The organism is Streptomyces sp. SID8374, from assembly GCF_009865135.1.
In the GTDB taxonomy this organism is placed as follows: domain Bacteria; phylum Actinomycetota; class Actinomycetes; order Streptomycetales; family Streptomycetaceae; genus Streptomyces.
On record NZ_WWGH01000001.1, the window covers coordinates 585,258 to 610,594 of the forward strand.

Consider the following 25,337-nt stretch of genomic DNA (forward strand, 5'->3'; position numbering starts at 1 on the left):
GGGCCGTCAGCCCGTGGCCGCGCGGCGGTTGCGGTTGAACTCCTCGACGTTCTTCTGCTGTTCGTCGTAGCTGTCGGTGAACCGGGTGTCCCCAGGCGCGACCGTGACGAAGTAGAGCCAGGGGCCGGGCGTGGGGCTGATCGCGGCGCGCAGCGCCTCTTCGCCCGGGTTGCCGATGGGCGTCGGCGGCAGGCCCTTGCGTACGTAACTGTTGTACGGGCTGTCCAGCTGGGTGTCGGTGGTCGTGGTGTCCAGGGTGGAGCGCTTGAGGGCGTAGTTGATGGTGGAGTCCATCTGCAACGGCATGTCCTTGAGCAGCCGGTTGTAGACGACCCGGGCGACCTTGCCCATGTCGGAGGCGGTGTCGGCCTCGGCCTGGACGATGCTGGCGATCGTGGCCGTCTCGTAGACCGTGACGTTGTTGCGCTGCACCCCGGCGGTGATGTGGTCCGCGCCGAGCCGTTTGCGGGCGGTGTCAGCCATGTAGCGCAGCAGGCCCGCCGGCTCGGTCGCGGAGTCGATCGGATACGTGGCCGGGAAGAGGTACCCCTCGGGGTTGCCCTCGGCCTGCTCGGGCAGCTCCAGGTCCACCGTCGCCGCGGTCTTCTCCGTGGAGCCGGACTTCAGGCCGAGCGCCCGGTCGACGGCCTCGTACACCTGCGAGGCGCGCCAGCCCTCCGGGATCACCAGGGTGCTCTGCGGGCGCTCCTGCTTCTTCTCCTCGTCCGAGCCGAGCAGGGAGAGCGGGATCAGTACGGCGGCCGACACGACGAGCAGCGCGGTGACGATCAGGACGATCTTTCCGCGGCGGGTCGGGCGGAGTCTGCGACGGGGACGGGCGTCCGGGGACTCGTTCACCATGCGGGCACGTTAACCCGGTCCGCTCCCCCGGGCCGGTAGCCCGGCTGCGGCGTCGGCCCGGGCGACACGAACGCCGTACCGCACGACCAGAACACACGAACAAGGGATCGGGTGTTCGCTGGAACGCGTGATCGTATGGGAATTCGTTGCTGATCCTCCCCGCCGGGCGTGATGATTGCAGAGCGCAGTCAACGGGCTGCAGACCGCTACCGCGCACGTCCCACACATGCATCACGCACAAGGAGAAGCACCAGATGAACTTCCTGACCAACCTGCTGGCCGGCATCGTCCACTTCGTGGGTTGGCTCGTCTGACCATCGCTCCGCCCGGCGCCGTCGCTCCCCGTCCCACGGGAGCGGCGGCGCCGCTGCGTGTACGGAGCCTGGGCGCCGTACAGCCCGCGTACGGCTTCAGCCCCTTGCCGCGCCCGGTCCGGCGAAGGGCGGCCGCGCGGTGAACCCGGAGTCGGCCGTCACCACCTCCGCGAGCGCGTCGAGTGTCCGGCGCACCCGGGTCAGCGGGTGCGGGCCGTGCGCGGGTGGCGTCGGGGTCCGGCCTGCTGCGGCGCACGGTCAGGAGGCCGGGACCGGGGTCTGGTGGGAGTCGCGGCGGATCAGGGCGGCGTAGCGCCCGTCCCGGCCGAGCAGCTCCTCGTGCGTGCCGCGTTCGGCTATGCGGCCGGCATCCAGGACGACGATCTGGTCCGCGTCGCGGACGGTGGAGAGGCGGTGCGCGATGGTGAGGGTGGTGCGGCCCTCGGAGAGGGCGTCGATCGCTTCCTGCACGGCGTGTTCCGTACGGGTGTCGAGGGCGCTGGTCGCCTCGTCGAGGATCAGCACCGGCGGGTCGCGGAGGATGGTGCGGGCGATGGCCAGGCGCTGCTTCTCGCCGCCCGAGAAGCGGTAGCCGCGCTCGCCGACGAGGGTGTCGTACCCGTCGGGCAGGGAGACGATGTGGTCGTGGATCTGCGCGGCCCGGGCCGCGGCCTCGATCTCCTCGGCGGTGGCATCCGGCTTGGCGAAGCGCAGGTTGTCGGCGACGGAGGCGTGGAAGAGATAGGTCTCCTGGGAGACCACGCCGACCGCTCGGGCCAGGGTGTCGAAGTCCAGGTCCCGGACGTCGACCCCGTCGAGGGTGACCCGGCCGCCGGTGACGTCGTAGAGCCGGGGCACGAGATAGCTGAGCGTGGACTTGCCGGAGCCGGTGGGGCCGACGACCGCCAGGCTGTTGCCGGCCGGGACGGTCACATCGATACCGCTGAGCGTGGGGCCGCTCTTCTCGTCGTAGCTGAAGTCGACGTTCTCGAAGGCGATCTCGCCGCGGATCTTCTCCAGCCGGACGGGCTTCTCGGGCTCGGTGATGTCCACCGTGAGGTCGAGATACTCGAAGATCCGCTGGAAGAGGGCGAGGGAGGTCTGCATCTGCACACCGGTGGAGAGCAGGCTCACCGCCGGGCGGAAAAGCCCTTGCTGGAGGGTGACGAAGGCGACGAGCGTGCCGATGGAGACGGCGGTCCCGCCCGGCTGGATGGTGAGGCCGGCCACCCAGTAGATGACGGCGGGCATGGCGGCCATCACGATGCCGATGGTGGACATCCGCCAGCGGCCGGCCATGTTGGAGCGGACTTCCAGGTCGACCAGGCGCTCGGACTCCTCGGTGAACCCCTTGGTGAGGGAGTCGGAGCGGCCCATCGTGCGGCCGAGCAGGATGCCGCTGACCGACAGGGACTCGGTCACCGTGGCGGCCATGGCGGCCATCTGCTTCTGGCGCTGGGTGGTGATCCTCTTGCGCTCCCGGCCGACACGGCGGCTGATCGCGACGAAGACCGGCAGCAGGAGCAGCGAGACGACGGTGAGGCGCCAGTCGAGGGCGAGCATCGCGACGACGGTGGCGATCACGGCGGTGAGGTTGGAGACGAGCGAGGTCGCCGTCGAGGTGACCGTCGCCTGCATGCCGCCGATGTCGTTGGCGATGCGGGACTGGACCTCGCCCGTGCGCGTCCGGGTGAAGAAGGCGAGCGGCATCCGCTGGAGCTGGGTGTACACAGCGGTGCGCAGGTCGTGCATGACGCGCTGGCCGACGGTCGTCGAGATCAGGGTCTGCAGGACGCCGAAGACGCTGTTCATCACGGCGGTGGCGATCATGCCGAGCGCCAGCAGCGTCAGCAGCCCCGTGCGCCCCTGGGGGATCGCTGTGTCCAGGATCTCGCGCAGCAGGAACGGGGAGGCGACCGACACCAGGGAGGAGGCGCCGACCAGCAGGCCGACCACGGCGAGCCGGCCGCGGTAGGGATGGAAGAGGCGGAGGATGCGGCGCACCTCGCCGGGCGTCCGGTCGGAGGCGGCGCGGGCATCGGGCGGGGGCGTCCACGTGAGTTCGTCGGGTTTCATGGGCTCCTTCGTGGGGCGTGAGGAACGGCCGGACATATCCGGCGTTCAGAGCTTAGCTCATTGTTACCTGTACTCACAATGAACGGGGTCCTGATATTGTTCCCGTATGGACGCCTCAGATTCCCCCGACGCCGATGCCGCGGATGCGGCGGCCGCCACTGAGCGGTCCCACGATCGTGACCGCGACCCCGACGGCATGCTCGCCGAGCAGCTCCTGCGGCTGACGCGCCGGCTGCACCGCATCCAGAGCCGCCAGCTGGAGCCGATCGGCATCACTCCGGCCCAGTTCCGGCTGCTGCGGACCGTCGCGAGCTACGACGCCGCCCCCCGGATGGCCGATCTCGCCCAGCGCCTGGACGTCGTCCCGCGCGCCGTGACGACGCTGGTCGACGCCCTGGAGGCGAGCGGGCGGGTCCGCCGCGCCCCGGATCCGGACAGCCGCCGGGTGGTGCGCATCGAGATCACCGACGAGGGGCGCGCCACGCTGCGTTCCCTGCGCAACGCGCGCCGGGCGGCCGCGGAGGAGATCCTGGCTCCGTTGACCGCCGAGCAGCGCGAGGTGCTCGGCGGGCTGCTCTCCGCTCTGGTCGACGGAATGCCGGAGCGCCGCTGCTGAGCCCGCGCGCCGGAGCCGGAGCCCGGGAACCGGAAGGCAACGGGGACCAGGTGCCGGGGCCGGCACCGGGGTAGAAGCCACCGGGACCGCCGGGGCCGTGCGCCGGACCGTACCGAACGTCGAAGAGGATGCCGACATGCCGCTGCTGGAGCCCGACCCGGAAGCCCTCCGCCCCCGTACGGCGCGCGCACCCGCCGTCGACCGGGTCACCGACCGGAGCGCGTCCGGCACCCCGGAGCCCCTGCGCTCCGAGCTGACCGCCCTGCTCGGCGCGGACAAGGTGCTCTGGAAGATCTCCGACCTCGTGCGGTACGCCTCCGACGCCAGCCCCTACCGCTTCCTCCCCCGGGTCGTGCTGGTCCCCGACTCCATCGACGACGTCTCCGCGATCCTGTCGTACGCCCACGGCAAGGGCCGCGAGGTCGTCTTCCGGGCCGCGGGCACCAGCCTCAACGGCCAGGCGCAGGGCGAGGACATCCTCGTCGACGTACGCCGCCACTGGACCGGCGTCGAGGTGCTGGACGACGGGGCGCGGGCCCGTATCCGGCCCGGCACCACCGTCCTGCGGGCCAACACCACGCTGGCCCGGTACGGCAGGCTGCTGGGCCCCGACCCGGCGAGCGCCATCGCCTGCACGGTCGGCGGGGTCGTCGCCAACAACGCCTCGGGCATGACGGCCGGCACCACCCGCAACTCCTACCGCACGCTCGCCTCGCTCACCTTCGTCCTGCCGAGCGGCACCGTCGTAGACACCGCCGACCCGGCCGCCGACGAGGAGCTGGCGCGGGCGGAGCCGAGGCTGTGCGCCGGGCTGCTGGAGCTCAAGGCGGAGATCGAGGCCGACCAGGAGCTGACGGCCCGTATCCGCGCCAAGTACGCGATCAAGAACACCAACGGCTACCGGCTGGACGCGTTCCTCGACGGGGAGACGCCCGTACAGATCCTGCGCGGGCTCATGGTCGGCTCCGAGGGCACGTTCGGCTTCATCTCCGAGACCGTCTTCGACACCCTGCCGCTGGACAAGCGGGTGACCAGCGCCCTGCTCTTCTTCCCCTCCCTCACCGCCGCAGCGGCCGCCGTCCCCCGGTTCAACGAGGCCGGGGCGATCGCGGTGGAGCTGATGGACGGCAACACCCTGCGCGCCTCGGTCAGCGTGAAGGGCGTCCCGGCGGACTGGGCGGCGCTGCCCCGGGAGACGGCCGCGCTGCTGGTGGAGTTCCGGGCCCCGGACGAGGCGGGCCAAGAGGCGTTCGAGGAAGCGGCCGCCGAGGTGATGCGGGGACTCGACCTGGTGGTGCCGGCCGCCTCCGTCACCAACGCGTTCACCCGGGACGCGCGGACGATCGCCGGGTACTGGAAGGCGCGCAAGGCGTTCGTGACGGCGGTCGGCGGCTCCCGCCCCTCGGGTACGACGCTGATCACCGAGGACTTCGCGGTGCCGCCGGACCGGCTGGCCGACGCCTGCGAGGCGCTGCTGGAGCTCCAGTCGCGCCATGGCTTCGACGCGGCCGTCGCCGGTCACGCGGCCCACGGCAATCTGCACTTCCTGCTCGCCTTCGACGCGGCGCGCCCCGATGACGTCGAGAGGTACGACGCCTTCATGCAGGAGTTCTGCGCGCTCGTCGTGGACCGCTTCGACGGATCGCTGAAGGCGGAGCACGCCACCGGCCGCAACATCGCGCCGTTCCTGGAGCGCGAGTGGGGCGCGCGGGCGACGGAGCTGATGTGGCGGACCAAGCAGGTCATCGACCCCGAAGGCGTGCTCGCGCCGCGGATCGTCCTCGACCGTGATCCGCGGGCCCATCTGCGGGGGCTGAAGACCATTCCGAAGGTGGAGGCGGTCGCCGACCCGTGCATCGAGTGCGGCTTCTGCGAACCCACCTGCCCCAGCGAGGACCTGACGACCACTCCGCGCCAGCGGATCGTGCTGCGCCGGGAGATGATGCGCCAAGCGGACGGCTCCCCGGTGGAGGCCGGTCTCCTCGACGCCTACGGATACGACGCGGTGGACACCTGCGCCGGGGACTCCACCTGCAAGCTCGCCTGCCCGGTCGGCATCGACACCGGGGCGATGATGAAGGGGTTCCGGCATCTCAGGCACTCCCCGCGCGAGGAGCGGATCGCCGCGCTCACCGCGAAGAACTTCCGCGTGGTGGAGGCCTCGGCGCGGCTCGCCGTGGCAGCGGGGAACGCCATCGGGGAGCGGGGCGGCGACCGGCTGCTGCAAACCGTGACGCGGCTCGCCCGCAGGGCCGTCCGCCCCGACCTCGTACCGGAGTGGCTGCCCCAGCTCCCCGGTTCCGCCGCCCGGAAGCTGCCGCGCACCGCACGGGTGGGGGCGAGCGCGGTCTACTACCCGGCCTGTGTGAACCGCATCTTCGCCGGACCGGAGACGGGACGGGAGGCCGGGCCCGACGGCAGCCGCAGCCCCTCCCTCGCCGAGGCCGTGGTCGCCGTCTCCGAGCGGGCCGGAAAGCCGGTATGGATCCCCGAGGACGTCGCGGGCACGTGCTGCGCGACGATCTGGCACTCCAAGGGGTACGACGCCGGCAACAGGGTCATGGCGAACCGGATCGTGGAGGCGGCCTGGGGCTGGACGGCCGGTGGAGCCCTGCCGCTGGTCGTGGACGCGTCCTCCTGCACCCTCGGTATCGCCGAGGAGGTCGTGCCCTACCTCACCGAGGACAACCGGGCCCTGCACCGGGAGCTGACCGTGGTGGACTCGCTCGTCTGGGCGGCCGGTGACCTCCTGCCGGAGCTGACGGTGTCCGAGAGGGCCGGATCGGCCGTCGTCCATCCGACATGCTCCATGGAACACCTGGGCGACACCGAGCAGTTGCGGGTGCTGGCCGAGGCGTGCGCAGAGGAGGTGACCGTCCCGGACGGAGCGGGGTGCTGCGCGTTCGCGGGCGACCGGGGCATGCTGCACAAGGAGCTGACCGCCGCGGCCACGGCCAAGGAGGCGGCCGAGGTCAACTCCCGTACGTACGACTCCTATCTGTCGGCCAACCGCATGTGCGAGATCGGCATGGAGCGAGCCACCGGGCACCCGTACCGCTCGGCCCTGATCGCACTGGAGCGCGCCACCCGGCCGCCCGGCCGCTGACTGCCCCGAGGGACCGACAGCGCAGGTCAGACGCCCCGACTGGTTGAACCAGTCGGGGCGTTCGCGCGCCCGGAAGAAAAGTCCATGGTTTGAGGACGAGAGTCCAATTGGCTCCCTTGCGCACCATCAGCCTCACCGTCCAGGGTCCTTACCGAGGCCCGGTCCCGGGGTCGCTCACACCCCTACGGGACCCGGCCCCGCTCGCGCACGTCCAGAACCCCCACACCCCACCTGGAGGCTCGATGAACGACGACGCCCGGCCCGGACAGGCACCGCAGGACCTCCCCCCGCAGCAGACCGGCGACGACACCGACCGGCAGGATCCCAGCCGCCGTTCGGTGCTGTGGACCACGGCGGGCGTGGCCGGCGCCGGACTCGGCCTCAGCTCGCTCACGGGCGGCACCGCGTCGGCCGCCGAAGCCGCCACGCCGGAGGCCGTGCAGGCCGCGACAGCCGCCCCCGCCCGCCAGGGCCGCACGATGACCGACGTCCCCTTCGAGCGGCGATCGACCGTGCGGGTCGGCATCGTGGGCCTCGGCAACCGGGGCGACAGCATGATCGACCTCTTCCTCGCGGTCCCCGGCGTCCGGGTCGTGGCGGTCTGCGACCCGGTCCGGGAGAAGACGGAGAAGGCCGCCGCCAAGGTGACGAAGGCCGGGCAGCCCGCGCCCGCCGTCTACGCCAAGGGCGAGGAGGACTACGTCAACCTCTGCCGGCGCGGGGACATCGACTTCGTCTATGTGGCCACGCCCTGGGAGCTGCACTTCCCGATGGCGAAGGCGGCGATGCTGAACGGCAAGCACGTCGGCGTCGAGTGTCCGATCGCGATGCGGCTCGAAGAGCTGTGGCAGCTCGTCGACCTCTCCGAGCGCACGCGGCGCCACTGCATGCAGCTGGAGAACTGCTGTTACGGCAAGAACGAGATGCGGGTGCTCCGGATGGCGCACGCGGGTCTCTTCGGGGAGCTGCTGCACGGGGCGGGGGCGTACAACCACGATCTGCGCGGGCTGATGTTCGACCCGGACTACTACGAGGGCCCCTGGCGGCGGCTCTGGCACACCCGGCTGCGCGGGGACCTCTACCCCAACCACGGGTTCGGGCCGGTCGCCAACTACATGGACGTCAACCGGGGCGACCGTGCCGTCTCCATCACCAGCATCGGCACCCCCGCCCTCGGCCTCGCCGAGTACCGCAAGGAGCACATGCCACCGGGCGACCCCAGCTGGAAGGAGTCGTACATCGGCGCCGACCGGACGATCAGCCTCGTGCAGACCGCCAAGGGCCGGGTGATCCGGCTGGAGCACGATGTGTCGACGCCGCACCCGTACTCCCGTATCAACAGCCTCGGTGGTACCCGGGGGGTATTCGAGGACTACCCGGAGCGGATCTACATCGAGCCCGACCACACGGACGACCGGTGGGCCGACTTCTCGAAGTACGCCGAGTGGGACCACTGGCTGTGGAAGGAACACGCCAATCCGCCGGGCGGCCATGGCGGGATGGACTACATCATGGTGTTCCGGCTGATGCAGTGCATGCGGCTGGGACTGGTCCCGGACTTCGACGTGTACGACGCGGCGACCTGGACGGCCCCGGTGCCGCTCAGCCATCTCTCCATCAAGGCCAAGGGCGCCCCGCTCCCCATACCGGACTTCACCCGTGGCGCGTGGAAGAAGGCCAGGTCCGGCATGGACTCGGAGAAGCCGGCCGCGTGACGGCCGCGGGGTCCCGGGCGGCTCGGCACGGGACCCCGAAGGCGGCCTCCAGGGCGGAGAAAACCGGTTGCCCCTGAGGGGGACGGGAAGCGAACCTTGCACGGTTTGGTCACCCCGTTCTCCGAGGCCCGCACGGGCCTCGCGCACACCGAGCCCTGGGACGTCATGCAGATTCGCGATCTTCCGTATTCGGATCCCGGCGACCCCGATGTACGGTCGGGCCCTCGCTTCCTGTACTGGCTCGGGCGCAATCAGCTCGGCGGACAGCTCAAGTCCCTCGGCTGGGGACTGCTCCACCAGCTGAGCATCGCCGGGCTCCCGGTCACCGTCGGCGTCGCCGTCCAGGCCGTCATCGAACGCTCCGGCACACGCCTGGCGCTGGCCGGCGGTCTGATCGTGGCCCTGGGCGTCCTCATCGGGGTCGGCGACACCATGCTCCACCGGACCGCCGTCACCAACTGGATCACCGCCGCCGCCCGGGTGCAGCAGCTCCTGGCGCGCAAGACCGCCGAGCTGGGCGCCGCCCTGACCCGGCGGGTGGCCGCCGGTGAGGTCGTCGCCGTGTCGACCGGTGACGTGGAGAAGATCGGCTGGTTCGTCGAGGCGCTCTCGCGCTTCCTGGCCGCCGCCATCGCGCTCGTCGTGGTCTGCGTGGGGCTGGTCATCTACCTCCCGACCCTCGGTGTGCTGGTGGCCGTCGCCATGCCGGTCCTGGCCCTCGCCGTGCTGCCGCTGCTCCCCCGCGCCACCCGGCGCGCCGACGAGCAGCGTGAGAAGGCGGGCAAGGCTACCGAGCTGGCCTCGGACACCGTGGCCGGACTGCGGGTGCTGCGCGGCATCGGCGGCGAGGAGCTGTTCCTCGGCCGTTACCGCCGCGCCTCCCAGGAGGTCAGGAAGGCGGCCGTGCGCAGCGCCAGGATGTGGGCGCTGATCTCGGCGGTGCAGGTGCTGCTGCCGGGCATCCTGCTGATCTCCCTGGTCTGGTACGGGGCGACGCTGGCCCGCGAGGGCCGCATCGACGTGGGCCAGCTGGTCACGGTCTACAGCGCGGCCACGCTGATGCTGTTCCCCTTGCGCCACTTCGAAGAGATCGCGATGGCCTACTCCTTCTCCCGGCCGTCCGCACAGCGCGCCGTACGGGTGCTGTCGCTGCGCCGCAGTGACCGGACGGCGACGGAGGCGGGCGTTCCGTCGGGCGACCTGTACGACCCGGCCACCGGACTGATGGCTCCCCAGGGGCAGTTCACCGCCGTCGTCTGCGGCGACCCGGACGAGGCGGGACGGCTGGCCGAGCGCCTCGGCGGCCACGCCCAGACCGGCGACGAGAGCACCGAGGAGGCGAAGAAGGCACCGTCCGTCCTGCTCGGCGCCGTCGCGCTGGACGAACTCCCGCTGGACACCGCCCGGACCGCCGTCCTGGTCCAGGACAAGGACCCGGTGCTGCTCTCCGGCACGCTCCAGGAGCTGCTGGACGTACCGTCCTCCGGCCTGGTCACCGCCGAACAGGCGCTGGAGGCCGCGCAGTGCGGCGATGTGCTCGCCGCACTGGCCCAGGCCTCCCCGGACGACGACGGGGACCCGATGCGGACCCGGATCACCGAGCGGGGCAGGTCGCTCTCGGGCGGTCAGCGCCAGCGCCTCGCACTGGCCCGGTCGCTGATCACCGACCCGGAGGCGCTGGTCCTGGACGAGCCGACCTCCGCCGTCGACTCGCACACCGAGGCGCGCGTCGCCGCCGGGGTCGCGGGGCTGCGCCGGGGCCGTACGACGGTCGCGTTCGCCTCGTCCCCGCTGCTGCTGGACGTCGCCGACCGGGTCGTCCTCGTCCACGAGGGCAGCGTGGTCGCCGTGGGCACCCACCGCGACCTGCTGCGCACCGAGCCGCGCTACCGGGCCGTCGTCACCCGCGAGACCGACGAGGAAGCGGCGGCGGGCAACGTCACGGTCCCCGCCATGAACACCAGCACCCAGGAAATCGAGGAGAGGGCATGATCGGCGTCGCACCACCGGCGTACGACCCGGCCGCCCCGGAGTCGGCCACCACCCTGCCCGTGGGCACCCCCACGACCGTACGGAGTTACGTACGGCATCTGCTGCGGCGCCACCGCAAGGCCTTCGCCCTCCTCATCGGCGCCAACGCGGTGGCGGTCATCGCGTCGATCGCCGGGCCGTATCTGCTGGGCGGGCTGGTCGAGGACCTCTCCGAGGGGGTCACCGACCTCCATCTGGAGCGCACGGCCGCGATCTTCGCCGTCGCGCTGGTGGTCCAGACGGTCTTCACCCGGTCCATGCGGCTGCGCGGGGCGATGCTGGGCGAGGAGATGCTCGCCGATCTGCGCGAGGACTTCCTCGTACGGTCGGTGGGGCTGCCGCCGGGCGTCCTGGAGCGGGCCGGGACCGGCGATCTGCTCTCCCGGATCACCACGGACATCGACCGGCTGGCCAACGCGATGCGCGAGGCCGTGCCGCAGCTGGCGATCGGCATCGTCTGGGCCGGGCTGCTGCTCGGCGCGCTCACCGTGACCGCTCCCCCGCTGGCGCTGGCCGTGCTCATCGCACTGCCGGTGCTGATCATCGGCTGCCGCTGGTACTTCCGGCGCGCGCCGTCGGCGTACCGCTCGGAGGCCGCCGGTTACGCGGCCGTCGCCGCGATGCTCGCCGAGACCGTGGACGCCGGGCGGACCGTGGAGGCGCACCGGCTCGGTGACCGCCGGGTCGCCCTGTCGGACCGGCGGATCACGGAGTGGACGGCGTGGGAGCGGTACACGCTGTTCCTGCGCTCGGTCCTCTTCCCGGTCGTCAACGCGACGTACGTGACGATCCTCGGCGCGGTCCTGCTGCTCGGCGGCTGGTTCGTGCTGGAGGGGTGGCTGACGGTCGGGCAGCTGACCACGGGTGCGCTGCTGGCCCAGATGATGGTCGACCCGATCGGCCTGATCCTGCGCTGGTACGACGAACTCCAGGTGGCCCAGGTGTCGTTGGCGCGGCTGGTCGGCGTACGGGAGATCGAGCCGGACGCCGGTGACGCCGAGGTCGGGCCGGAGGGCCGGGACGTACGGGCGGACGAGGTGCGGTTCGGGTACCGGGAGGGTGTCGACGTCCTGCACCAGGTGTCGCTGGACGTGGCTCCGGGCACGCGGCTCGCCCTGGTCGGGCCCTCGGGCGCGGGCAAGTCGACGCTGGGCCGCCTGCTGGCCGGTATCTACGCCCCGCGCACGGGCGAGGTGACCCTCGGCGGGGCCGAGCTGTCGCGGATGACGGCGGAGCGGGTCCGGGAGCATGTGGCCCTGGTCAACCAGGAGCACCACGTCTTCGTCGGCTCGCTGCGGGACAACCTGCTGCTGGCCAGGGACGGGGCGCAGGACGCCGAGCTGTGGGCGTCGCTGGCCGCGGTCGACGCGGACGGCTGGGCGAAGGGGCTGGAGAACGGGCTGGAGACGGAGGTCGGTTCGGGCGGGTTCGCGCTGACTCCGGCGCAGGCACAGCAGATCGCGCTCGCCCGTCTCGTGCTGGCCGACCCGCACACGCTGGTGCTGGACGAGGCGACCTCGCTGCTGGACCCGCGGGCCGCCCGCCATCTGGAGCGTTCGCTCGCCCGGGTGCTGGAGGGCCGTACGGTGGTGGCGATCGCGCACCGGCTGCACACCGCGCACGACGCGGATGTGATCGCGGTGGTGGAGGACGGCCGGATCAGCGAACTGGGCAGCCATGACGAGCTGGTGGCGGCGGACGGGGCCTACGCGGCGCTGTGGCGGTCCTGGCACGGGTGAGGGCCCTTCAAGGGTTCACCGGGCCGTTCGGACGGGGTGCGGCTGGAGGAGCTGGTCCACGGGCGCGTGATCGTCGGTGAGGACCGGGGCGTCGCCGGTCCAGGCCGTCACGGTGTCGCCCGTGGCGATCCTCCAGCCGGTCTCCCGGGCGTCCAGGGCCTTCTGGATCGCGGGGGCGTCGAGGGGCCGGTCGGAGGCGAGCACCACCATGTTGCCGCCCACCGGGGTCGCGGCCGGGTCGAGGCCGATGTCCACGGGGGCGCCGATGACGGCGACGTGCTCGAACACCTCGGCCAGCGTGGCGACTTCGGCGCGGGCGAAGGCGAGGCGGCCGTGGTCGATGAGGTTGGCGGCGTACAGCCCGTCCTTCCTGAGCGCCCGGTGGACGTCCCTCAGCGCCTCGGTGGTCGTGAGGTGCCACGGCACGCTGACACCCCCGAAGGCGTCGCCCACGACGAGGTCCCGGCTGTCGGCCTCCAGCCGCTTCAGGCCGAGCCGGGCGTCCTCCACGCGTACGTCGATGCCGCTGGAGGCCCCCAGGTTGAGCTGTTCGCGGTCGATGCGGACGACCCCGCCGTCGATCTCGGAGACGAGGCTGCGGGTCCCGGGGCGTACGGACGCGAGATAGCGGGGGAAGGTGAGGCCGCCGCCCCCGATGTGGTGGGCGGCGAGCGGCTCGCCCGCAGGGAAGGCGGTGTCGGCGACGGCCGCGATGGCGCGCACATAACCGAACCGGAGGTACGTCGGGTCCTCGACGTCGACATACGAATGGCGCAGGCCGTCCAGGACCAGGGTGCGGCCGGTGGCCCGGTCGGGGTCCGCGACGATCCGGGCGCAGTGGTAGCGGGTCTCCGCGTCGCAACCGCCGGGGGCGAACGCGGTGGCGAGGGAACCGGCCACGACGGCGGCCAGCGCCACGGCCGAGGCCCGGCGCCAGCGGCGGGCCCGCCGGCCGATTAGGACGGCACCGAGCACCAGGAGCGTTCCCAGCCCGATCAGGATGGAGCTGACGGGCAGCCGTGAGATCAGGACGAAGCCGGTGAGGACGGTGCCGACGATGGCGCCGAAGGTGCCCACACCGGAGAGCCGTCCCACGACGGTGCCGGTTTCGGCGAGGCTGGTGAGCCGCAGCTTCGTCACGAGCGGGGTCACTGCGGAGAGCAGCGCCCCGGGCACGAGGAGGGTGCCCGCCGCGACCAGCAGGAGCAGCGGCGCGGCCCACTCCGCGGTGGTGCGGAGCAGCAGCGGGGTGAGCGCGACGACCACGCCCGACACCCCGAGCGCGGGGCCGATGAGCCGGTGCGGGTCGACCTGGTCGGCGACGCGCCCGCCCAGCCAGGAGCCCAGGGCGATCGCGGTGAGGGCGATGCCGATGACCAGGGTGCTGGTCTCCAGGGTGAGGCCGAGGTACGGGGCGAGCAGCCGCAGCGCGACGATCTCGACCACCAGGACCGCGGCCGAGGAGCCGAACACCAGGACGGCTGCGGCGCGTTGGCCCAGCCCCTGGTCGCGGGGCGGGTCGTCGGCCACGGGCGGGGAGGGCGGTGTGGTCACCGCAGCATCCTCGCATGCGGACGACCGGACTCCCGCTGCCCGAACCCCCGCTGTCCTCACGGCCGGAGGCAGCGGGCCCTCCCCCGGCGGCCGGAAATCCCGGTGCGTCCCCGCCGGGCCCGGTGCTGCAATGAGCCGGTGACCTGCGACGACGAGACCCTGGCCGAAGAGACCGCGACCGGCGCGACCCTGGCTGCCGAGAACACGACCGTGGACCGGGGGCGCTTCCCGGACGCCGTCACCCCCTGGGAGGACCCGGTCTGGCGGGCGGAGGCCCTCGGCTGGGTGACCGGGGCACTCGCCGCCCACGGGCTCGTGGAGACGGGTGCCCGGCGGGTGCGGCTGCGTCCGTGGTCGGTGCTGGTGCGGCTGGCTGTCGCGGGGCGGGCGCCCGTGTGGTTCAAGGCCGTTCCGCCCGGCGCCGCCTTCGAGGCACCGCTCAGCGAGGCCCTGGCCCGCTGGGTCCCGGACCATGTGCTGACCCCGCTCGCCGTCGAGGCGGCACGCGGCTGGATGCTCCTCCCGGACGGCGGCCCGGTGCTGTGGGAGGCGCTGGACGGGCAGCCCGCCGACCCCGGGTACTGGGAGGAGCCGCTGCGCCGGTACGCCGCGATGCAGCGGGATCTCATCCCGTACGACGACGCCATCGAGGCGCTGGGGGTGCCCGCGGCCGGCCCGCGCGCCCTGCCGGAGCTGTTCGACCGGCTGGTCGCGGAGAACACCGCGCCGGCCCGGGAGGACCGGGTGGCGCCGGCTGCGCTGCGGCCCCGGGTCGCCGACTGGTCCGAGGAGCTGGCGTCCTCGGGCGTCGCGGACTCGCTGGACCACGCCGATCTGCACGAGGGCCAGCTGTTCGCCCCGGCACCCGGCCGGTACGCCTTCTTCGACCGGGGCGACGCCCTGGTCGGCCACCCCTTCCACAGCCTGCTGGTCCCCGCCCGTACGGCCTTCGAGCGCTGCGGCCCCGAGGTGCTGCCCCGGCTGCCGGACGCCCCCGGGGGCGCCGAGGCGGCCTCCTGGCTGCGGGAGCCGGCGGTCGGCCCGCCGCTGTGAGCGGCCCCCGTTGACCCCTGCCAGGAGGCGGACTCGGTTGCATCCGGTGAGGATGAGGAGTGCATCGGCCGGTATACGGGGCAGGCGAGCGCAGAACCACGCAAACCCGAGAAGGGACGCAGACCGTGGCACCACCCAGGATTCTCGTCGTCGGCGCCGGCTTCGCAGGTGTCGAATGTGTACAACGCCTGGAGCGCAAACTCGCTCCGGGCGAGGCCGAGATCGCGCTCGTGACGCCGTTCTCCTACCAGCTCTACCTGCCGTTGCTGCCCCAGGTGGCCTCCGGCGTGCTCACCCCCCAGTCGGTCGCGGTCTCGCTGCGCCGCAGCCGCCGCCACCGCACCCGGATCATCCCCGGCGGAGCGATCGGCGTGGACACGAAGGCCAAGGTCTGCGTCATCCGGAAGATCACGGACGAGGTCGTCAACGAGCCGTACGACTACATCGTGCTGGCCGCGGGCAGCGTGACCCGGACGTTCGACATCCCGGGGCTGCTGGACCACGCCCGCGGGATGAAGACGCTGGCGGAGGCGGCGTACGTGCGCGACCACGTGATCGCCCAGCTGGATCTGGCCGACGCCAGCCAGGACGAGGCGGAGCGGGCCTCCCGGCTCCAGTTCGTCGTGGTCGGCGGCGGTTACGCCGGTACGGAGACGGCCGCCTGCCTCCAGCGCCTCACCACCAACGCGATCCGGCACTACCCGCGGCTGGACCCGAAGCTGATCAAGTGGCATCTGATCGACATCGCGCCCAAGCTGATGCCGGAGCTGGGCGACAAGCTGGGGCGGGCCGCGCTGGACGTGCTCCGCAAGCGGAACATCGACGTGTCGCTCGGGGTCTCGATCGCCAAGGCCGGGGCGGAGGAGGTCACGTTCACCGACGGCCGGGTGCTGCCCTGCCGGACGCTGATCTGGACCGCCGGGGTGGCCGCGAGCCCGCTGATCGCCACGCTGGGCGCGGAGACCGTACGCGGCCGCCTCGCCGTGACACCGCAGCTGAGGCTGCCGGGCGAGGACGGGGTGTTCTCGCTCGGCGACGCGGCGGCGGTGCCCGACCTGGCCAAGGGCGACGGGGCGGTCTGCCCGCCGACCGCTCAGCACGCGATGCGCCAGGGCAAGGTGATGGCGGACAACCTGATCGCCTCGCTGCGCAATCAGCCGCTCAAGGACTACGTCCACAAGGACCTGGGGCTCGTCGTGGACCTCGGTGGCAAGGACGCGGTCTCCAAGCCGCTGGGCGTCGAACTGCACGGGCTGCCCGCGCAGGCCGTGGCGCGGGGCTACCACTGGTCGGCGCTGCGGACGAACGTCGCCAAGACCCGGGTCATGACGAACTGGATGCTCAACGCGATCGCCGGTGACGACTTCGTACGGACCGGGTTCCAGTCGCGCAAGGCGGCGACGCTGCGGGACTTCGAGTACACGGACGCCTATCTGACGCCGGAGCAGATCAAGGAGCACACGGAGTCGACGGTCATCAAGCACTGACCCCCGGCGCCCGAGCCGCGCCCTGTCACCCCGGGGCGCGGCTCACCGCTGCCGTGAGAGGACCGTCTCCACCGTGTCGGCCTCCTGCGCGGTCTTGTCCTCGCGGTAGCGCAGGACGCGGGCGAAGCGGAGGGTGACGCCCGCCGGGTAGCGGGTGGAGCGCTGGAGCCCGTCGTAGGCGATCTCCACGACGAGTTCCGGCCGTACGGTCACGACGTGGCCGTTCTCCTCGGTCGCCAGCTCCCGCAGCTTCTCGGTCTGCCACTCCAGGAGGGCGTCGGTGAGCCCCTTGAAGGTCTTGCCGAGCATCGCGAAGCTGCCGTCGGAGCGTCGGGCGCCGAGGTGGAGGTTGGAGAGCTTGCCGGTGCGCCGGCCGCTCCCCCATTCGGCGGCCAGCACCACCAGGTCCAGGGTGTGCACCGGCTTGACCTTGAGCCAGGAGGCGCCCCGGCGGCCCGCGCTGTAGGCGGCGGCCAGGTCCTTGACGACGACGCCCTCGTGGCCGCGCTCCAGGGTCTCGGCGAGGAACGCCTCGGCGGCCCGGCGGGCGTCCTCGTCCGCCGGGTCGGGCACGAGCGCGCGCCGGACCCTCAGAGCCTCGGGGACCAGCCGGGCCAGGGCGGCGTGGCGCTCGGCGAAGGGGAGGTCGAGGAGGTCCTCGCCGTCGGCGGAGAGGGCGTCGAAGAAGACGGGGACGATCGGTACGCCTGCGGCAGCGGCGGCCACGTCACGGCGCGAGCCCACCCGGGAGGCGGTCTCCTGGAAGGGGCGCGGCCTGCCGTCCTCCCCCAGCGCGATCACCTCGCCGTCCAGGATGAACCGCCCGGTCTCCAGTGCGGCGACGGCGGTGACGAGTTCGGGCAGCCGGTCGGTGATGTCGTCGAGGGTCCGGGTGTAGGCGCGGACCCGGTCGCCGTCCCGGTGGACCTGGACCCGGATGCCGTCGAGTTTCTCCTCGACCGCGCAGGGGCCCAGCTTCTCCACGGCCTCGGTGACCGAGGCGGCGGTGTGGGCCAGCATCGGCTGGACGGGCCGCCCCACGGTGAGGCGGAAGGCCGCGAGCGCTCCGGGGCCCTCGGCGAGGAGGGTCCGGGCCACCTCCTGGAGCGATCCGGCGAGCATCACGGCCCGGCGGACGTCGGCGGGCGGGGCCTCGGCGGCCCGGGCCAGCGCGTCGGCGGCGACGGCGTCCAGGGCGCCCTGGCGGACCTCCCCGGTGAGCAGGGCCTTCAGGAAGTGCTGCTCTTCGGCGGTGGCGGCGGCGAACAGGGCGCGCAGGCGCTCGCGCCGCAGGGCCTGGGAGCCGGTGCCGGAGACGGCGGCCAGCTCGGTCAAGTCGGCGTCGACCCCGGTGACGGTGAGCGTGGGCTCGGCGGCGGGCTCCACGGGGTCCCCCAGGCTCCGCCAGCCGATGCCGATCCGGCCCTGGGGCAGCCGCCCGGCGAGGTACGGGATGACCACGGGCACGTCCTCGGGTCCGGCGTCCCGGAAGAGCTCGGCGAGGAGCGCCACCTTCTTGGAGCGGGCGGAGGTGGCGGCGACCTCCAGGGAGACCTGGGCGAGCTCGGCGAGCAGCATGCGGCCATGGTGCTACGGGGCCGGGCGGACCGCCCGCCCGCAACACGGCCGACGGGTCATATGTAGTTCAGTGCGGCGGCCCCGCCCACTCCCCCGAGCACCATGAACGCGGGCATCAGGACCTTGATCTCCACCCAGCTGCCGGCCCGGAACCGCATGAACTTCGGAGGGCCGAGCGGGTACCAGCGCTTGCCGCCGATCGGCAGCGGCCACAGGATCGGGCAGCCCGAGACGGTCAGCGCGTCCCCGATGTCGTGGACCAGGGCGCCGAGCACGATGGGCAGGCCGAGCCACATGTACTCCTGGCCGGGGGCGTCGAAGAGCCAGCCCGCCCCGTTGCCGGGCTGGTCCAGGACGCCCGCCAGGATCCAGGCGCTGGTGGCGCCGAGCAGCCAGACGAGGATGTCGCTGGAGACCCGGGCGGCCCGCCAGAGCAGGCCCTCGACGGCGAGGACCAGGTGGACGAAGAGGATCGCGAGGACCGCCCAGCGCCCTCCGCTGACCGCGGCGAAGGAACAGCCGGCGCCCATGAGGACGGCGAAGAACCAGGTGTGGGTGAGCGTGCGGTGGCCGCCGGTGCGCCGGGGGTCGGCCTTGCTCTTGGTGGCCTTGTAGACGGCGTACGAGAGCTTGTCGGTGATCTCGCAGAGCCACTTGGAGAGCGGGCCGAAGGCGCGCGAGATGGTCGCCGACTTGTGGTCGAGGTCGGGGGCGAGGGCGGCGCCCGCGCAGATCAGCGCTCCTACGACCAGGACCGGCCAGGGCATCGTGTGGCCCGCGGCGGCCGCCGCCGCGCCCACCCCCAGCCAGGCCGCTGCCCCTGACAGAGAGTGTGCCGGTCCCATCATGGTCTGTTCCGCCCCCAGTGCGTCATGCGCCCATCACCGGTACGGCGTGGGCTGGTTGAGTGCGCAGCGTATCGTCCATGATCTTCGTGGTGTCCGCCGGTTCCCTCATCCGGGCGGAAGCCAGGCAAGATGGGGGCGTGACCCTCATCGACCAGCTCCCCCAGACCGCCGACCCCGACGCCCTCTTCGAGGCCTTCTCGTCATGGACCGAGAGCCAGGGCATCACGCTGTATCCGGCTCAGGAGGAGGCGCTGATCGAGGTGGTCTCCGGGGCGAACGTGATCCTTTCCACCCCGACCGGCTCGGGCAAGAGCCTGGTGGCGGCGGCCGCGCACTTCACCGCGCTGGCCCAGGACAAGGTCACCTTCTACACCGCGCCGATCAAGGCGCTGGTCTCGGAGAAGTTCTTCGACCTGTGCAAGCTCTTCGGTACCGAGAACGTCGGCATGCTCACCGGTGACGCCTCGGTCAACGCGGACGCCCCGGTGATCTGCTGTACGGCCGAGGTGCTGGCCTCCATCGCGCTGCGCGACGGGAAGTACGCCGACATCGGCCAGGTCGTGATGGACGAGTTCCACTTCTACGCCGAGCCGGACCGGGGCTGGGCCTGGCAGATCCCGCTGCTGGAGCTGCCGCAGGCGCAGTTCGTGCTGATGTCGGCGACGCTCGGCGACGTCTCGATGTTCGAGAAGGACCTGACCCGGCGTACCGGCCGCCCGACCTCCGTGGTGCGCTCGGCGACCCGTCCGGTGCCGCTGAGCTACGAGTACCGCTTCACGCCGATCACCGAGACGCTGACCGAGCTGCTGGACACCCGGCAGTCGCCGGTCTACATCGTGCACTTCACGCAGGCGGCGGCCGTGGAGCGGGCGCAGTCGCTGATGAGCATCAACATGTGCACGAAGGAGGAGAAGGAGAAGATCGCCGATCTGATCGGCAGCTTCCGCTTCACCACCAAGTTCGGCCAGAACCTCTCCCGGTACGTGCGCCACGGCATCGGCGTGCACCACGCGGGCATGCTGCCCAAGTACCGCCGCCTGGTGGAGAAGCTGGCCCAGGCCGGTCTGCTGAAGGTGATCTGCGGTACGGACACGCTCGGCGTCGGCGTCAACGTACCCATCCGTACGGTGCTGTTCACCGCGCTCACCAAGTACGACGGCACCCGGGTGCGGACCCTGCGCGCGCGGGAGTTCCACCAGATCGCGGGGCGCGCCGGGCGGGCCGGGTTCGACACGGCCGGGTTCGTGGTGGCGCAGGCCCCCGAGCACGTCATCGAGAACGAGAAGGCCGTCAAGAAGGCGGGCGACGACCCGAAGAAGAAGCGCAAGGTGGTCCGCAAGAAGGCGCCCGAGGGGTTCGTCGCCTGGTCGGAGACCACGTTCGACAAGCTGATCCAGTCGGAGCCGGAGCCGCTGAGCTCCCGCTTCCGGGTCACGCACACGATGCTGCTCGCGGTCATCGCCCGTCCCGGCAACGCCTTCGAGGCGATGCGGCATCTGCTGGAGGACAACCACGAGCCGCGCCGGGCGCAGCTGCGCCACATCCGCCGGGCGATCGCCATCTACCGCTCGCTGCTGGACGGCGGGGTGGTGGAGCAGCTGGAGACGCCGGACGCCGAGGGGCGGATCGTGCGGCTGACGGTCGACCTCCAGCAGGACTTCGCGCTGAACCAGCCGCTGTCCACGTTCGCGCTGGCCGCGTTCGACCTGCTGGACGCCGAATCCCCGTCGTACGCGCTGGACATGGTCTCGGTCGTCGAGTCGACGCTGGACGATCCCCGGCAGATCCTGGCCGCCCAGCAGAACAAGGCGCGCGGCGAGGCCGTGGGCCGGATGAAGGCGGACGGGGTCGAGTACGAGGAGCGGATGGAGCGGCTCCAGGAGGTCACGTACCCCAAGCCGCTGAGCGAGCTGCTGTGGCACGCCTACGACGTGTACCGCACGAGCCACCCGTGGGTGAACGACCACCCCGTCTCCCCGAAGTCGGTCATCCGTGACATGTACGAACGGGCCATGACCTTCACCGAGTTCACCTCGCACTACGAGCTGGCCCGGACCGAGGGCATCGTGCTGCGGTATCTGGCGAGCGCGTACAAGGCCCTGGAGCACACGATCCCGGACGACGTGAAGTCCGAGGACCTCCAGGACCTGATCTCCTGGCTCGGCGAGATGGTGCGCCAGGTGGACTCCAGTCTGCTGGACGAGTGGGAGCAGCTGGCCAACCCCGAGGTGGAGACGGCCGAGCAGGCGCAGGAGAAGGCGGACGAGGTCAAGCCGGTCACGGCCAACCCGCGCGCCTTCCGGGTGCTGGTGCGCAACGCGATGTTCCGGCGGGTGGAGCTGGCCGCGCTGGACCGGGTGCGCGACCTGGGCGAGCTGGACGGCGACTCCGGGTGGGACGAGGACGCGTGGGGCGAGGCGCTGGACGCCTACTGGGACGCGCACGAGGAGATCGGCACCGGCCCGGACGCGCGCGGCCCGAAGCTGCTGAAGATCGAGGAGGACCCGGCGCACGGGCTGTGGCGGGTCTGGCAGGCGTTCGCCGACCCGGCGGGCGACCACGACTGGGGCATCCAGGCCGAGGTGGACCTGGCCGCGTCCGACGAGGAGGGCCGGGCGGTCGTCCGGGTCACGGAGGTCGGGCAGCTGTGAACCGGCCCCTGAGGCGTGACGGGAGAGGTACGGCATGACGAATCCGGCCGAGCGCCTGGTCGACCTTCTCGACCTGGAACGGATCGAGGTCAACATCTTCCGGGGCCGCAGCCCGGAGGAGTCCCTGCAACGGGTCTTCGGCGGGCAGGTCGCGGGCCAGGCGCTGGTGGCGGCGGGCCGCACGACCGACGGGGAGCGGCCGGTGCACTCGCTGCACGCCTACTTCCTGCGCCCGGGGCGCCCCGGCGTGCCGATCGTCTACCAGGTGGAGCGGGTGCGCGACGGGCGCTCCTTCACCACCCGCCGGGTCACGGCCGTCCAGGAGGGCCGGACGATCTTCAACCTGACGGCCTCCTTCCACCGCCCCGAGGAGGCCGGTTTCGAGCACCAGCTGCCGCCGGCCCGGATCGTCCCGGACCCGGAGGAGCTGCCGACGGTCGCCGAGGAGGTGCGCGAGCACCTGGGCGGGCTGCCGGACGCGTTCGAGCGGATGGCCCGGCGCCAGCCCTTCGACATCCGGTACGTCGACCGGCTGCGCTGGACGAAGGACGAGATCAAGGACGCCGATCCGCGCAGCGCGGTGTGGATGCGGGCGGTGGGCCCGCTGGGCGACGACCCGCTGGTGCACACCTGCGCGCTGACGTACGCCAGCGACATGACGCTGCTGGACGCGGTGCGCATCCCGGTGGAGCCGCTGTGGGGGCCGCGCGGCTTCGACATGGCGTCCCTGGACCATGCCATGTGGTTCCACCGGCCGTTCCGGGCGGACGAGTGGTTCCTGTACGACCAGGAGTCGCCGATCGCGACGGGCGGGCGCGGTCTGGCGCGGGGCCGGATCTACGACCGTTCGGGGCAGCTGCTGGTGTCGGTGGTGCAGGAGGGGCTGTTCCGGCGGCTGTAGTACGCGGCTCTATCAGGTGCCGGGCAGGGTGTCCTGCTCCACCTCGTGCCGCCGGGTGCGGATGTCCGGCGGGGCGGGGTGCAGTTTGGCGTCGCAGGACGGGCCGAGGCCCGTGCGGCGGGAGTCGGCGCCGGTGAGGGGGCGGCCGCAGAGGCGGCAGCGGACCAGGCGGCGGGCCGGGGCGTCACCGGAATGCTCCTCGCGGTCGACTGCGGGCAGCGGTTCGGGGAAAGGTTCGGGAGACTGCACAGGGGAGATCCTTCCTCATCGGGAGCCGTATCGGGCCCTGACCGGTGCGCCCGACATCCGCACCGTGACCGTTCCGCTTGAAAGGACCCCGTACCCCATGACCGAGATCGTCCACGTGTCCGGCCCCGAGCTGGTCACGTACGCCGATGAGATGGCCGAGCTGCTGGTGGAGACCGTCGAGGAGGGCTCATCGGTGGGCTTCCTGGCGCCGCTGGACCGGGAGAAGGCCGCCGTCTGGTGGCGGGAGCGCGCGGGCGCCGTGGAGTCCGGTGAGGTCTCCATCTGGATCGCCCGGGAGGGCTGCCGGGTCGCCGGGACCATCGCCCTGGTCCGGGCGCCGCTGCCGAACGCCCGCCACCGCGCGGAGGTCGCCAAGCTGATGGTCCGCCCCGCCGCCCGGGGGCAGGGGCTCGGGCGGGCGCTGCTGGACGCCGTGGAGGCGTACGCGGAGGCCGAGGGCATCACGCTGCTGATCCTGGATACCGAGAGCGGCAGCCTGGCCGAGCAGGTGTACTGCAAGGCGGGGTGGACGGAGGTCGGCTCCGTACCGGGATACGCGGCCGATCCCGCGGGCAGCCTCAAGCCGACCACCTTCTACTACAAGGAGCTCGCCGCCGCATGAGCGGCGGGCACAATGAGCACCACGCACGCGATGATCAGGGGAGAGCTTCATGACGCTGCACGACATTCCGCTGCACACCCTCGCCGGTGAGCCGACCACCCTGGGCGCCTGGAGCGGCCGGGCCGTCCTGCTGGTGAACGTGGCGTCCAAGTGCGGGCTCACCCCGCAGTACGAGGGACTGGAGCGGTTGCAGCAGACGTACGGGGACCGGGGGCTGACCGTGCTCGGTGTGCCGTGCAACCAGTTCGCCGGGCAGGAGCCGGGGAGCGCGGAGGAGATCGAGACGTTCTGCTCGACGACGTACGGCGTCACCTTCCCGCTGCTGGAGAAGACCGAGGTCAACGGGGCCGGCCGGCACCCGCTGTACGCCGAGCTGACGAAGCTGGCGGACGCGGACGGCGAGGCCGGGGACGTCCAGTGGAACTTCGAGAAGTTCGTGATCTCCCCGGCCGGTGAGCCGGTGGCCCGGATCCGCCCGCGCAGCGAGCCGGAGTCGGCGGAGGTCGTGGCGGCGATCGAGGCGCAGCTGCCCGGCTGAGCGGTGACATGAAGGGGGCCGTCCACGGACGGCCCCCTTCTTTTCGTGTCTCCGTCAGCGGATCGGCATGCCCGAGAGCGTGCGGGCGATGACCAGGCGCTGGATCTCGCTGGTGCCCTCGAAGATGGTGTAGATCGCGGCGTCCCGGTGCATCCGCTCCACCGGGTACTCGCGGGTGAAGCCGTTGCCGCCGAGGATCTGGATCGCCTGCGCCGTGACGCTCTTGGCGGTCTCGCTGGCGTACAGCTTCGACATGGAGCCCTCGGCGGAGGTGAACGGCTTCCCGGTGGTCGCCATCCAGGAGGCGCGCCAGACCAGCAGCCGGGCCGCGTCGATGCGGGTGCGCATGTCGGCGAGCTGGAAGGCGATGCCCTGGTTGTCGATGATGGGGCGGCCGAACTGGCTGCGCGTCTTGGCGTAGTCGAGGGCGACCTCGTACGCCGCCCGGGCGGTGCCCACGGCCATGGCGCCGACGGCCGGGCGGGAGGCCTCGAAGGTGGCCATCGCCGCGTTCTTCACCCGTTCGCCGCCCGCCTTGGCGCGCTCCCGGGCGCGGGCGAGGCGCTCGTCCAGCTTCTCCTTGCCGCCGAGCAGGCAGTAGCCGGGGACGCGGACGTCCTCCAGGACCACCTCGGCGGTGTGCGAGGCGCGGATGCCGTGCTTCTTGAACTTCTGGCCCTGGGAGAGGCCGGGGGTGGCGGGCGGCACGATGAAGGAGGCGTGGCCCTTGGAACCGAGGCCGGGGTCGACGACGGCGACGACCACGTGGACGTTGGCTATGCCGCCGTTGGTCGCCCAGGTCTTGGTGCCGTTGAGGACCCACTCGTCCTTGGCCTCGTCGTACACGGCCCGCGTCCGCATGGAGGCGACGTCGGAGCCGGCGTCGGGCTCGGAGGAGCAGAAGGCGGCGACCTTCACGTCGTTCGCGTCGCCGTACATCTGCGGGATCCAGGTGCCGATCTGCTCCTCGGTGCCGTTGGCGAGGACGCCGACGGCCGCCAGGCCCGTACCGACGATGGAGAGGGCGATGCCCGCGTCGCCCCAGAAGAGCTCTTCCATGGCCATGGGGATGCCGAGCCCCGTAGGGTCGAAGAACTGCTGGGCGTAGAAATCGAGGGAGTAGATGCCGACCTTGGCCGCCTCCTGGATGACGGGCCAGGGCGTTTCCTCACGCTCGTCCCACTCCGAGGCCGCGGGGCGGATCACATCCGCCGCGAAGCCGTGAAGCCAGTCACGGACCTGCTTCTGGTCGTCGTTGAGATCGAGTGTGAACTCGGCCATGTTCCCCTCCATGCACTGCCGTGAAAAGCATGCGTTACTTGCGGTAACCGCAGTCTGTTACCGGACAGTAGCCGCTGTCAACCGCCCCGGAGCTGATCGACAGGGGCGCCGGACAGG

The 25,337-nt window shown here is 72.0% G+C and carries 18 protein-coding genes; 11 read left to right on the forward strand and 7 right to left on the reverse strand.

The window, feature by feature from the left end:
- Positions 1 to 6: 6 nt before the first annotated feature.
- Together mltG and GTY67_RS02575 are read right to left on the reverse strand one after the other, a co-directional pair.
- Positions 7 to 861, reverse strand: coding sequence for an endolytic transglycosylase MltG (gene mltG / locus GTY67_RS02570; protein ID WP_161277628.1), 855 nt, complete (start codon positions 859 to 861; stop codon positions 7 to 9).
- Positions 862 to 1,433: 572 nt separating this feature from the next.
- Complete coding sequence (locus GTY67_RS02575; protein WP_161277629.1) at positions 1,434 to 3,251, reverse strand: ABC transporter ATP-binding protein; 1,818 nt, start codon at positions 3,249 to 3,251, stop codon at positions 1,434 to 1,436.
- Between the two features lie 106 nt (positions 3,252 to 3,357).
- Between GTY67_RS02575 and GTY67_RS02580 the strand changes: the two genes are divergently transcribed.
- From GTY67_RS02580 to GTY67_RS02600, 5 genes are all read left to right on the forward strand, one after another.
- Positions 3,358 to 3,867, forward strand: coding sequence for a MarR family transcriptional regulator (locus tag GTY67_RS02580; protein ID WP_176727628.1), 510 nt, complete (start codon positions 3,358 to 3,360; stop codon positions 3,865 to 3,867).
- 136 nt (positions 3,868 to 4,003) lie between these two features.
- Positions 4,004 to 6,973 carry an FAD-binding and (Fe-S)-binding domain-containing protein gene (locus GTY67_RS02585; protein WP_161277630.1) on the forward strand — a complete coding sequence of 990 codons (2,970 nt, stop codon included), beginning with the start codon at positions 4,004 to 4,006 and terminating at the stop codon, positions 6,971 to 6,973.
- A gap of 242 nt (positions 6,974 to 7,215) precedes the next feature.
- Positions 7,216 to 8,688, forward strand: a complete 1,473-nt coding sequence (locus GTY67_RS02590; protein ID WP_161277631.1) for a Gfo/Idh/MocA family oxidoreductase — start codon at positions 7,216 to 7,218, stop codon at positions 8,686 to 8,688.
- 165 nt (positions 8,689 to 8,853) lie between these two features.
- On the forward strand, positions 8,854 to 10,680 hold the full coding sequence (locus GTY67_RS02595; protein WP_161279939.1) for an ABC transporter ATP-binding protein: 1,827 nt from the start codon (positions 8,854 to 8,856) through the stop codon (positions 10,678 to 10,680).
- Complete coding sequence (locus GTY67_RS02600; RefSeq protein WP_093694583.1) at positions 10,677 to 12,458, forward strand: ABC transporter ATP-binding protein; 1,782 nt, start codon at positions 10,677 to 10,679, stop codon at positions 12,456 to 12,458. Before GTY67_RS02595 ends, GTY67_RS02600 begins: the two co-directional genes overlap by 4 nt.
- A gap of 15 nt (positions 12,459 to 12,473) precedes the next feature.
- Here the strand turns inward: GTY67_RS02600 and GTY67_RS02605 are convergent, their stop codons facing one another.
- Positions 12,474 to 14,012, reverse strand: coding sequence for a fused MFS/spermidine synthase (locus tag GTY67_RS02605; RefSeq protein ID WP_161277632.1), 1,539 nt, complete (start codon positions 14,010 to 14,012; stop codon positions 12,474 to 12,476).
- A 189-nt stretch (positions 14,013 to 14,201) separates the two neighbouring features.
- Here GTY67_RS02605 and GTY67_RS02610 point away from each other — a divergent pair, with 189 nt between their 5' ends.
- Both GTY67_RS02610 and GTY67_RS02615 read left to right on the forward strand, forming a co-directional pair.
- Positions 14,202 to 15,065, forward strand: a complete 864-nt coding sequence (locus GTY67_RS02610) for an aminoglycoside phosphotransferase family protein (protein ID WP_161279940.1) — start codon at positions 14,202 to 14,204, stop codon at positions 15,063 to 15,065.
- A gap of 125 nt (positions 15,066 to 15,190) precedes the next feature.
- On the forward strand, positions 15,191 to 16,552 hold the full coding sequence (locus GTY67_RS02615) for an NAD(P)/FAD-dependent oxidoreductase (protein WP_161277633.1): 1,362 nt from the start codon (positions 15,191 to 15,193) through the stop codon (positions 16,550 to 16,552).
- 42 nt (positions 16,553 to 16,594) lie between these two features.
- On the opposite strand, the gene GTY67_RS02620 is transcribed toward GTY67_RS02615, so the two are convergent.
- Together GTY67_RS02620 and GTY67_RS02625 are read right to left on the reverse strand one after the other, a co-directional pair.
- Positions 16,595 to 18,130: an ATP-dependent DNA ligase gene (locus GTY67_RS02620; protein ID WP_161277634.1), complete on the reverse strand. Its 1,536-nt coding sequence runs from the start codon at positions 18,128 to 18,130 to the stop codon at positions 16,595 to 16,597.
- 56 nt (positions 18,131 to 18,186) lie between these two features.
- Positions 18,187 to 18,978 carry a metal-dependent hydrolase gene (locus GTY67_RS02625; RefSeq protein WP_093694588.1) on the reverse strand — a complete coding sequence of 264 codons (792 nt, stop codon included), beginning with the start codon at positions 18,976 to 18,978 and terminating at the stop codon, positions 18,187 to 18,189.
- Between the two features lie 77 nt (positions 18,979 to 19,055).
- Here GTY67_RS02625 and GTY67_RS02630 point away from each other — a divergent pair, with 77 nt between their 5' ends.
- A complete protein-coding gene (locus tag GTY67_RS02630) occupies positions 19,056 to 21,629 on the forward strand; it encodes a DEAD/DEAH box helicase (protein ID WP_202461293.1) in 2,574 nt (857 codons plus the stop codon).
- 34 nt (positions 21,630 to 21,663) lie between these two features.
- The gene (locus GTY67_RS02635; protein ID WP_161277636.1) at positions 21,664 to 22,530 is read left to right on the forward strand and encodes an acyl-CoA thioesterase II; all 867 of its coding nucleotides are present in this window, start codon (positions 21,664 to 21,666) and stop codon (positions 22,528 to 22,530) included.
- A 12-nt stretch (positions 22,531 to 22,542) separates the two neighbouring features.
- Here GTY67_RS02635 and GTY67_RS02640 read toward each other — a convergent pair whose 3' ends face one another.
- On the reverse strand, positions 22,543 to 22,779 hold the full coding sequence (locus tag GTY67_RS02640; protein WP_161277637.1) for a DUF6011 domain-containing protein: 237 nt from the start codon (positions 22,777 to 22,779) through the stop codon (positions 22,543 to 22,545).
- 97 nt (positions 22,780 to 22,876) lie between these two features.
- Between GTY67_RS02640 and GTY67_RS02645 the strand changes: the two genes are divergently transcribed.
- Both GTY67_RS02645 and GTY67_RS02650 read left to right on the forward strand, forming a co-directional pair.
- On the forward strand, positions 22,877 to 23,401 hold the full coding sequence (locus tag GTY67_RS02645; RefSeq protein WP_161277638.1) for a GNAT family N-acetyltransferase: 525 nt from the start codon (positions 22,877 to 22,879) through the stop codon (positions 23,399 to 23,401).
- 49 nt (positions 23,402 to 23,450) lie between these two features.
- Positions 23,451 to 23,939 (forward strand): glutathione peroxidase, encoded by a 489-nt coding sequence (locus GTY67_RS02650; protein WP_093694593.1) that lies wholly within the window; start codon positions 23,451 to 23,453, stop codon positions 23,937 to 23,939.
- Between the two features lie 54 nt (positions 23,940 to 23,993).
- Here GTY67_RS02650 and GTY67_RS02655 read toward each other — a convergent pair whose 3' ends face one another.
- Entirely contained in the window at positions 23,994 to 25,220 is a 1,227-nt protein-coding gene (locus tag GTY67_RS02655) for an acyl-CoA dehydrogenase family protein (protein WP_161277639.1), read from the reverse strand.
- Positions 25,221 to 25,337: the final 117 nt, after the last annotated feature.

Excerpts from the sequence above, each read along its gene's own strand:
- mltG (WP_161277628.1), bottom strand. The coding sequence starts at position 861 with ATGGTGAACGAGTCCCCGGACGCCCGTCCCCGTCGCAGACTCCGCCCG.
- GTY67_RS02600 (WP_093694583.1), top strand. The coding sequence starts at position 10,677 with ATGATCGGCGTCGCACCACCGGCGTACGACCCGGCCGCCCCGGAGTCG.
- GTY67_RS02645 (WP_161277638.1), top strand. The coding sequence starts at position 22,877 with ATGACCGAGATCGTCCACGTGTCCGGCCCCGAGCTGGTCACGTACGCC.
- GTY67_RS02625 (WP_093694588.1), bottom strand. The coding sequence starts at position 18,978 with ATGATGGGACCGGCACACTCTCTGTCAGGGGCAGCGGCCTGGCTGGGG.
- GTY67_RS02620 (WP_161277634.1), bottom strand. The coding sequence starts at position 18,130 with ATGCTGCTCGCCGAGCTCGCCCAGGTCTCCCTGGAGGTCGCCGCCACC.
- GTY67_RS02580 (WP_176727628.1), top strand. The coding sequence starts at position 3,358 with ATGGACGCCTCAGATTCCCCCGACGCCGATGCCGCGGATGCGGCGGCC.
- GTY67_RS02650 (WP_093694593.1), top strand. The coding sequence starts at position 23,451 with ATGACGCTGCACGACATTCCGCTGCACACCCTCGCCGGTGAGCCGACC.
- GTY67_RS02575 (WP_161277629.1), bottom strand. The coding sequence starts at position 3,251 with ATGAAACCCGACGAACTCACGTGGACGCCCCCGCCCGATGCCCGCGCC.
- GTY67_RS02590 (WP_161277631.1), top strand. The coding sequence starts at position 7,216 with ATGAACGACGACGCCCGGCCCGGACAGGCACCGCAGGACCTCCCCCCG.
- GTY67_RS02595 (WP_161279939.1), top strand. The coding sequence starts at position 8,854 with ATGCAGATTCGCGATCTTCCGTATTCGGATCCCGGCGACCCCGATGTA.
- GTY67_RS02635 (WP_161277636.1), top strand. The coding sequence starts at position 21,664 with ATGACGAATCCGGCCGAGCGCCTGGTCGACCTTCTCGACCTGGAACGG.
- GTY67_RS02585 (WP_161277630.1), top strand. The coding sequence starts at position 4,004 with ATGCCGCTGCTGGAGCCCGACCCGGAAGCCCTCCGCCCCCGTACGGCG.
- GTY67_RS02630 (WP_202461293.1), top strand. The coding sequence starts at position 19,056 with ATGATCTTCGTGGTGTCCGCCGGTTCCCTCATCCGGGCGGAAGCCAGG.
- GTY67_RS02655 (WP_161277639.1), bottom strand. The coding sequence starts at position 25,220 with ATGGCCGAGTTCACACTCGATCTCAACGACGACCAGAAGCAGGTCCGT.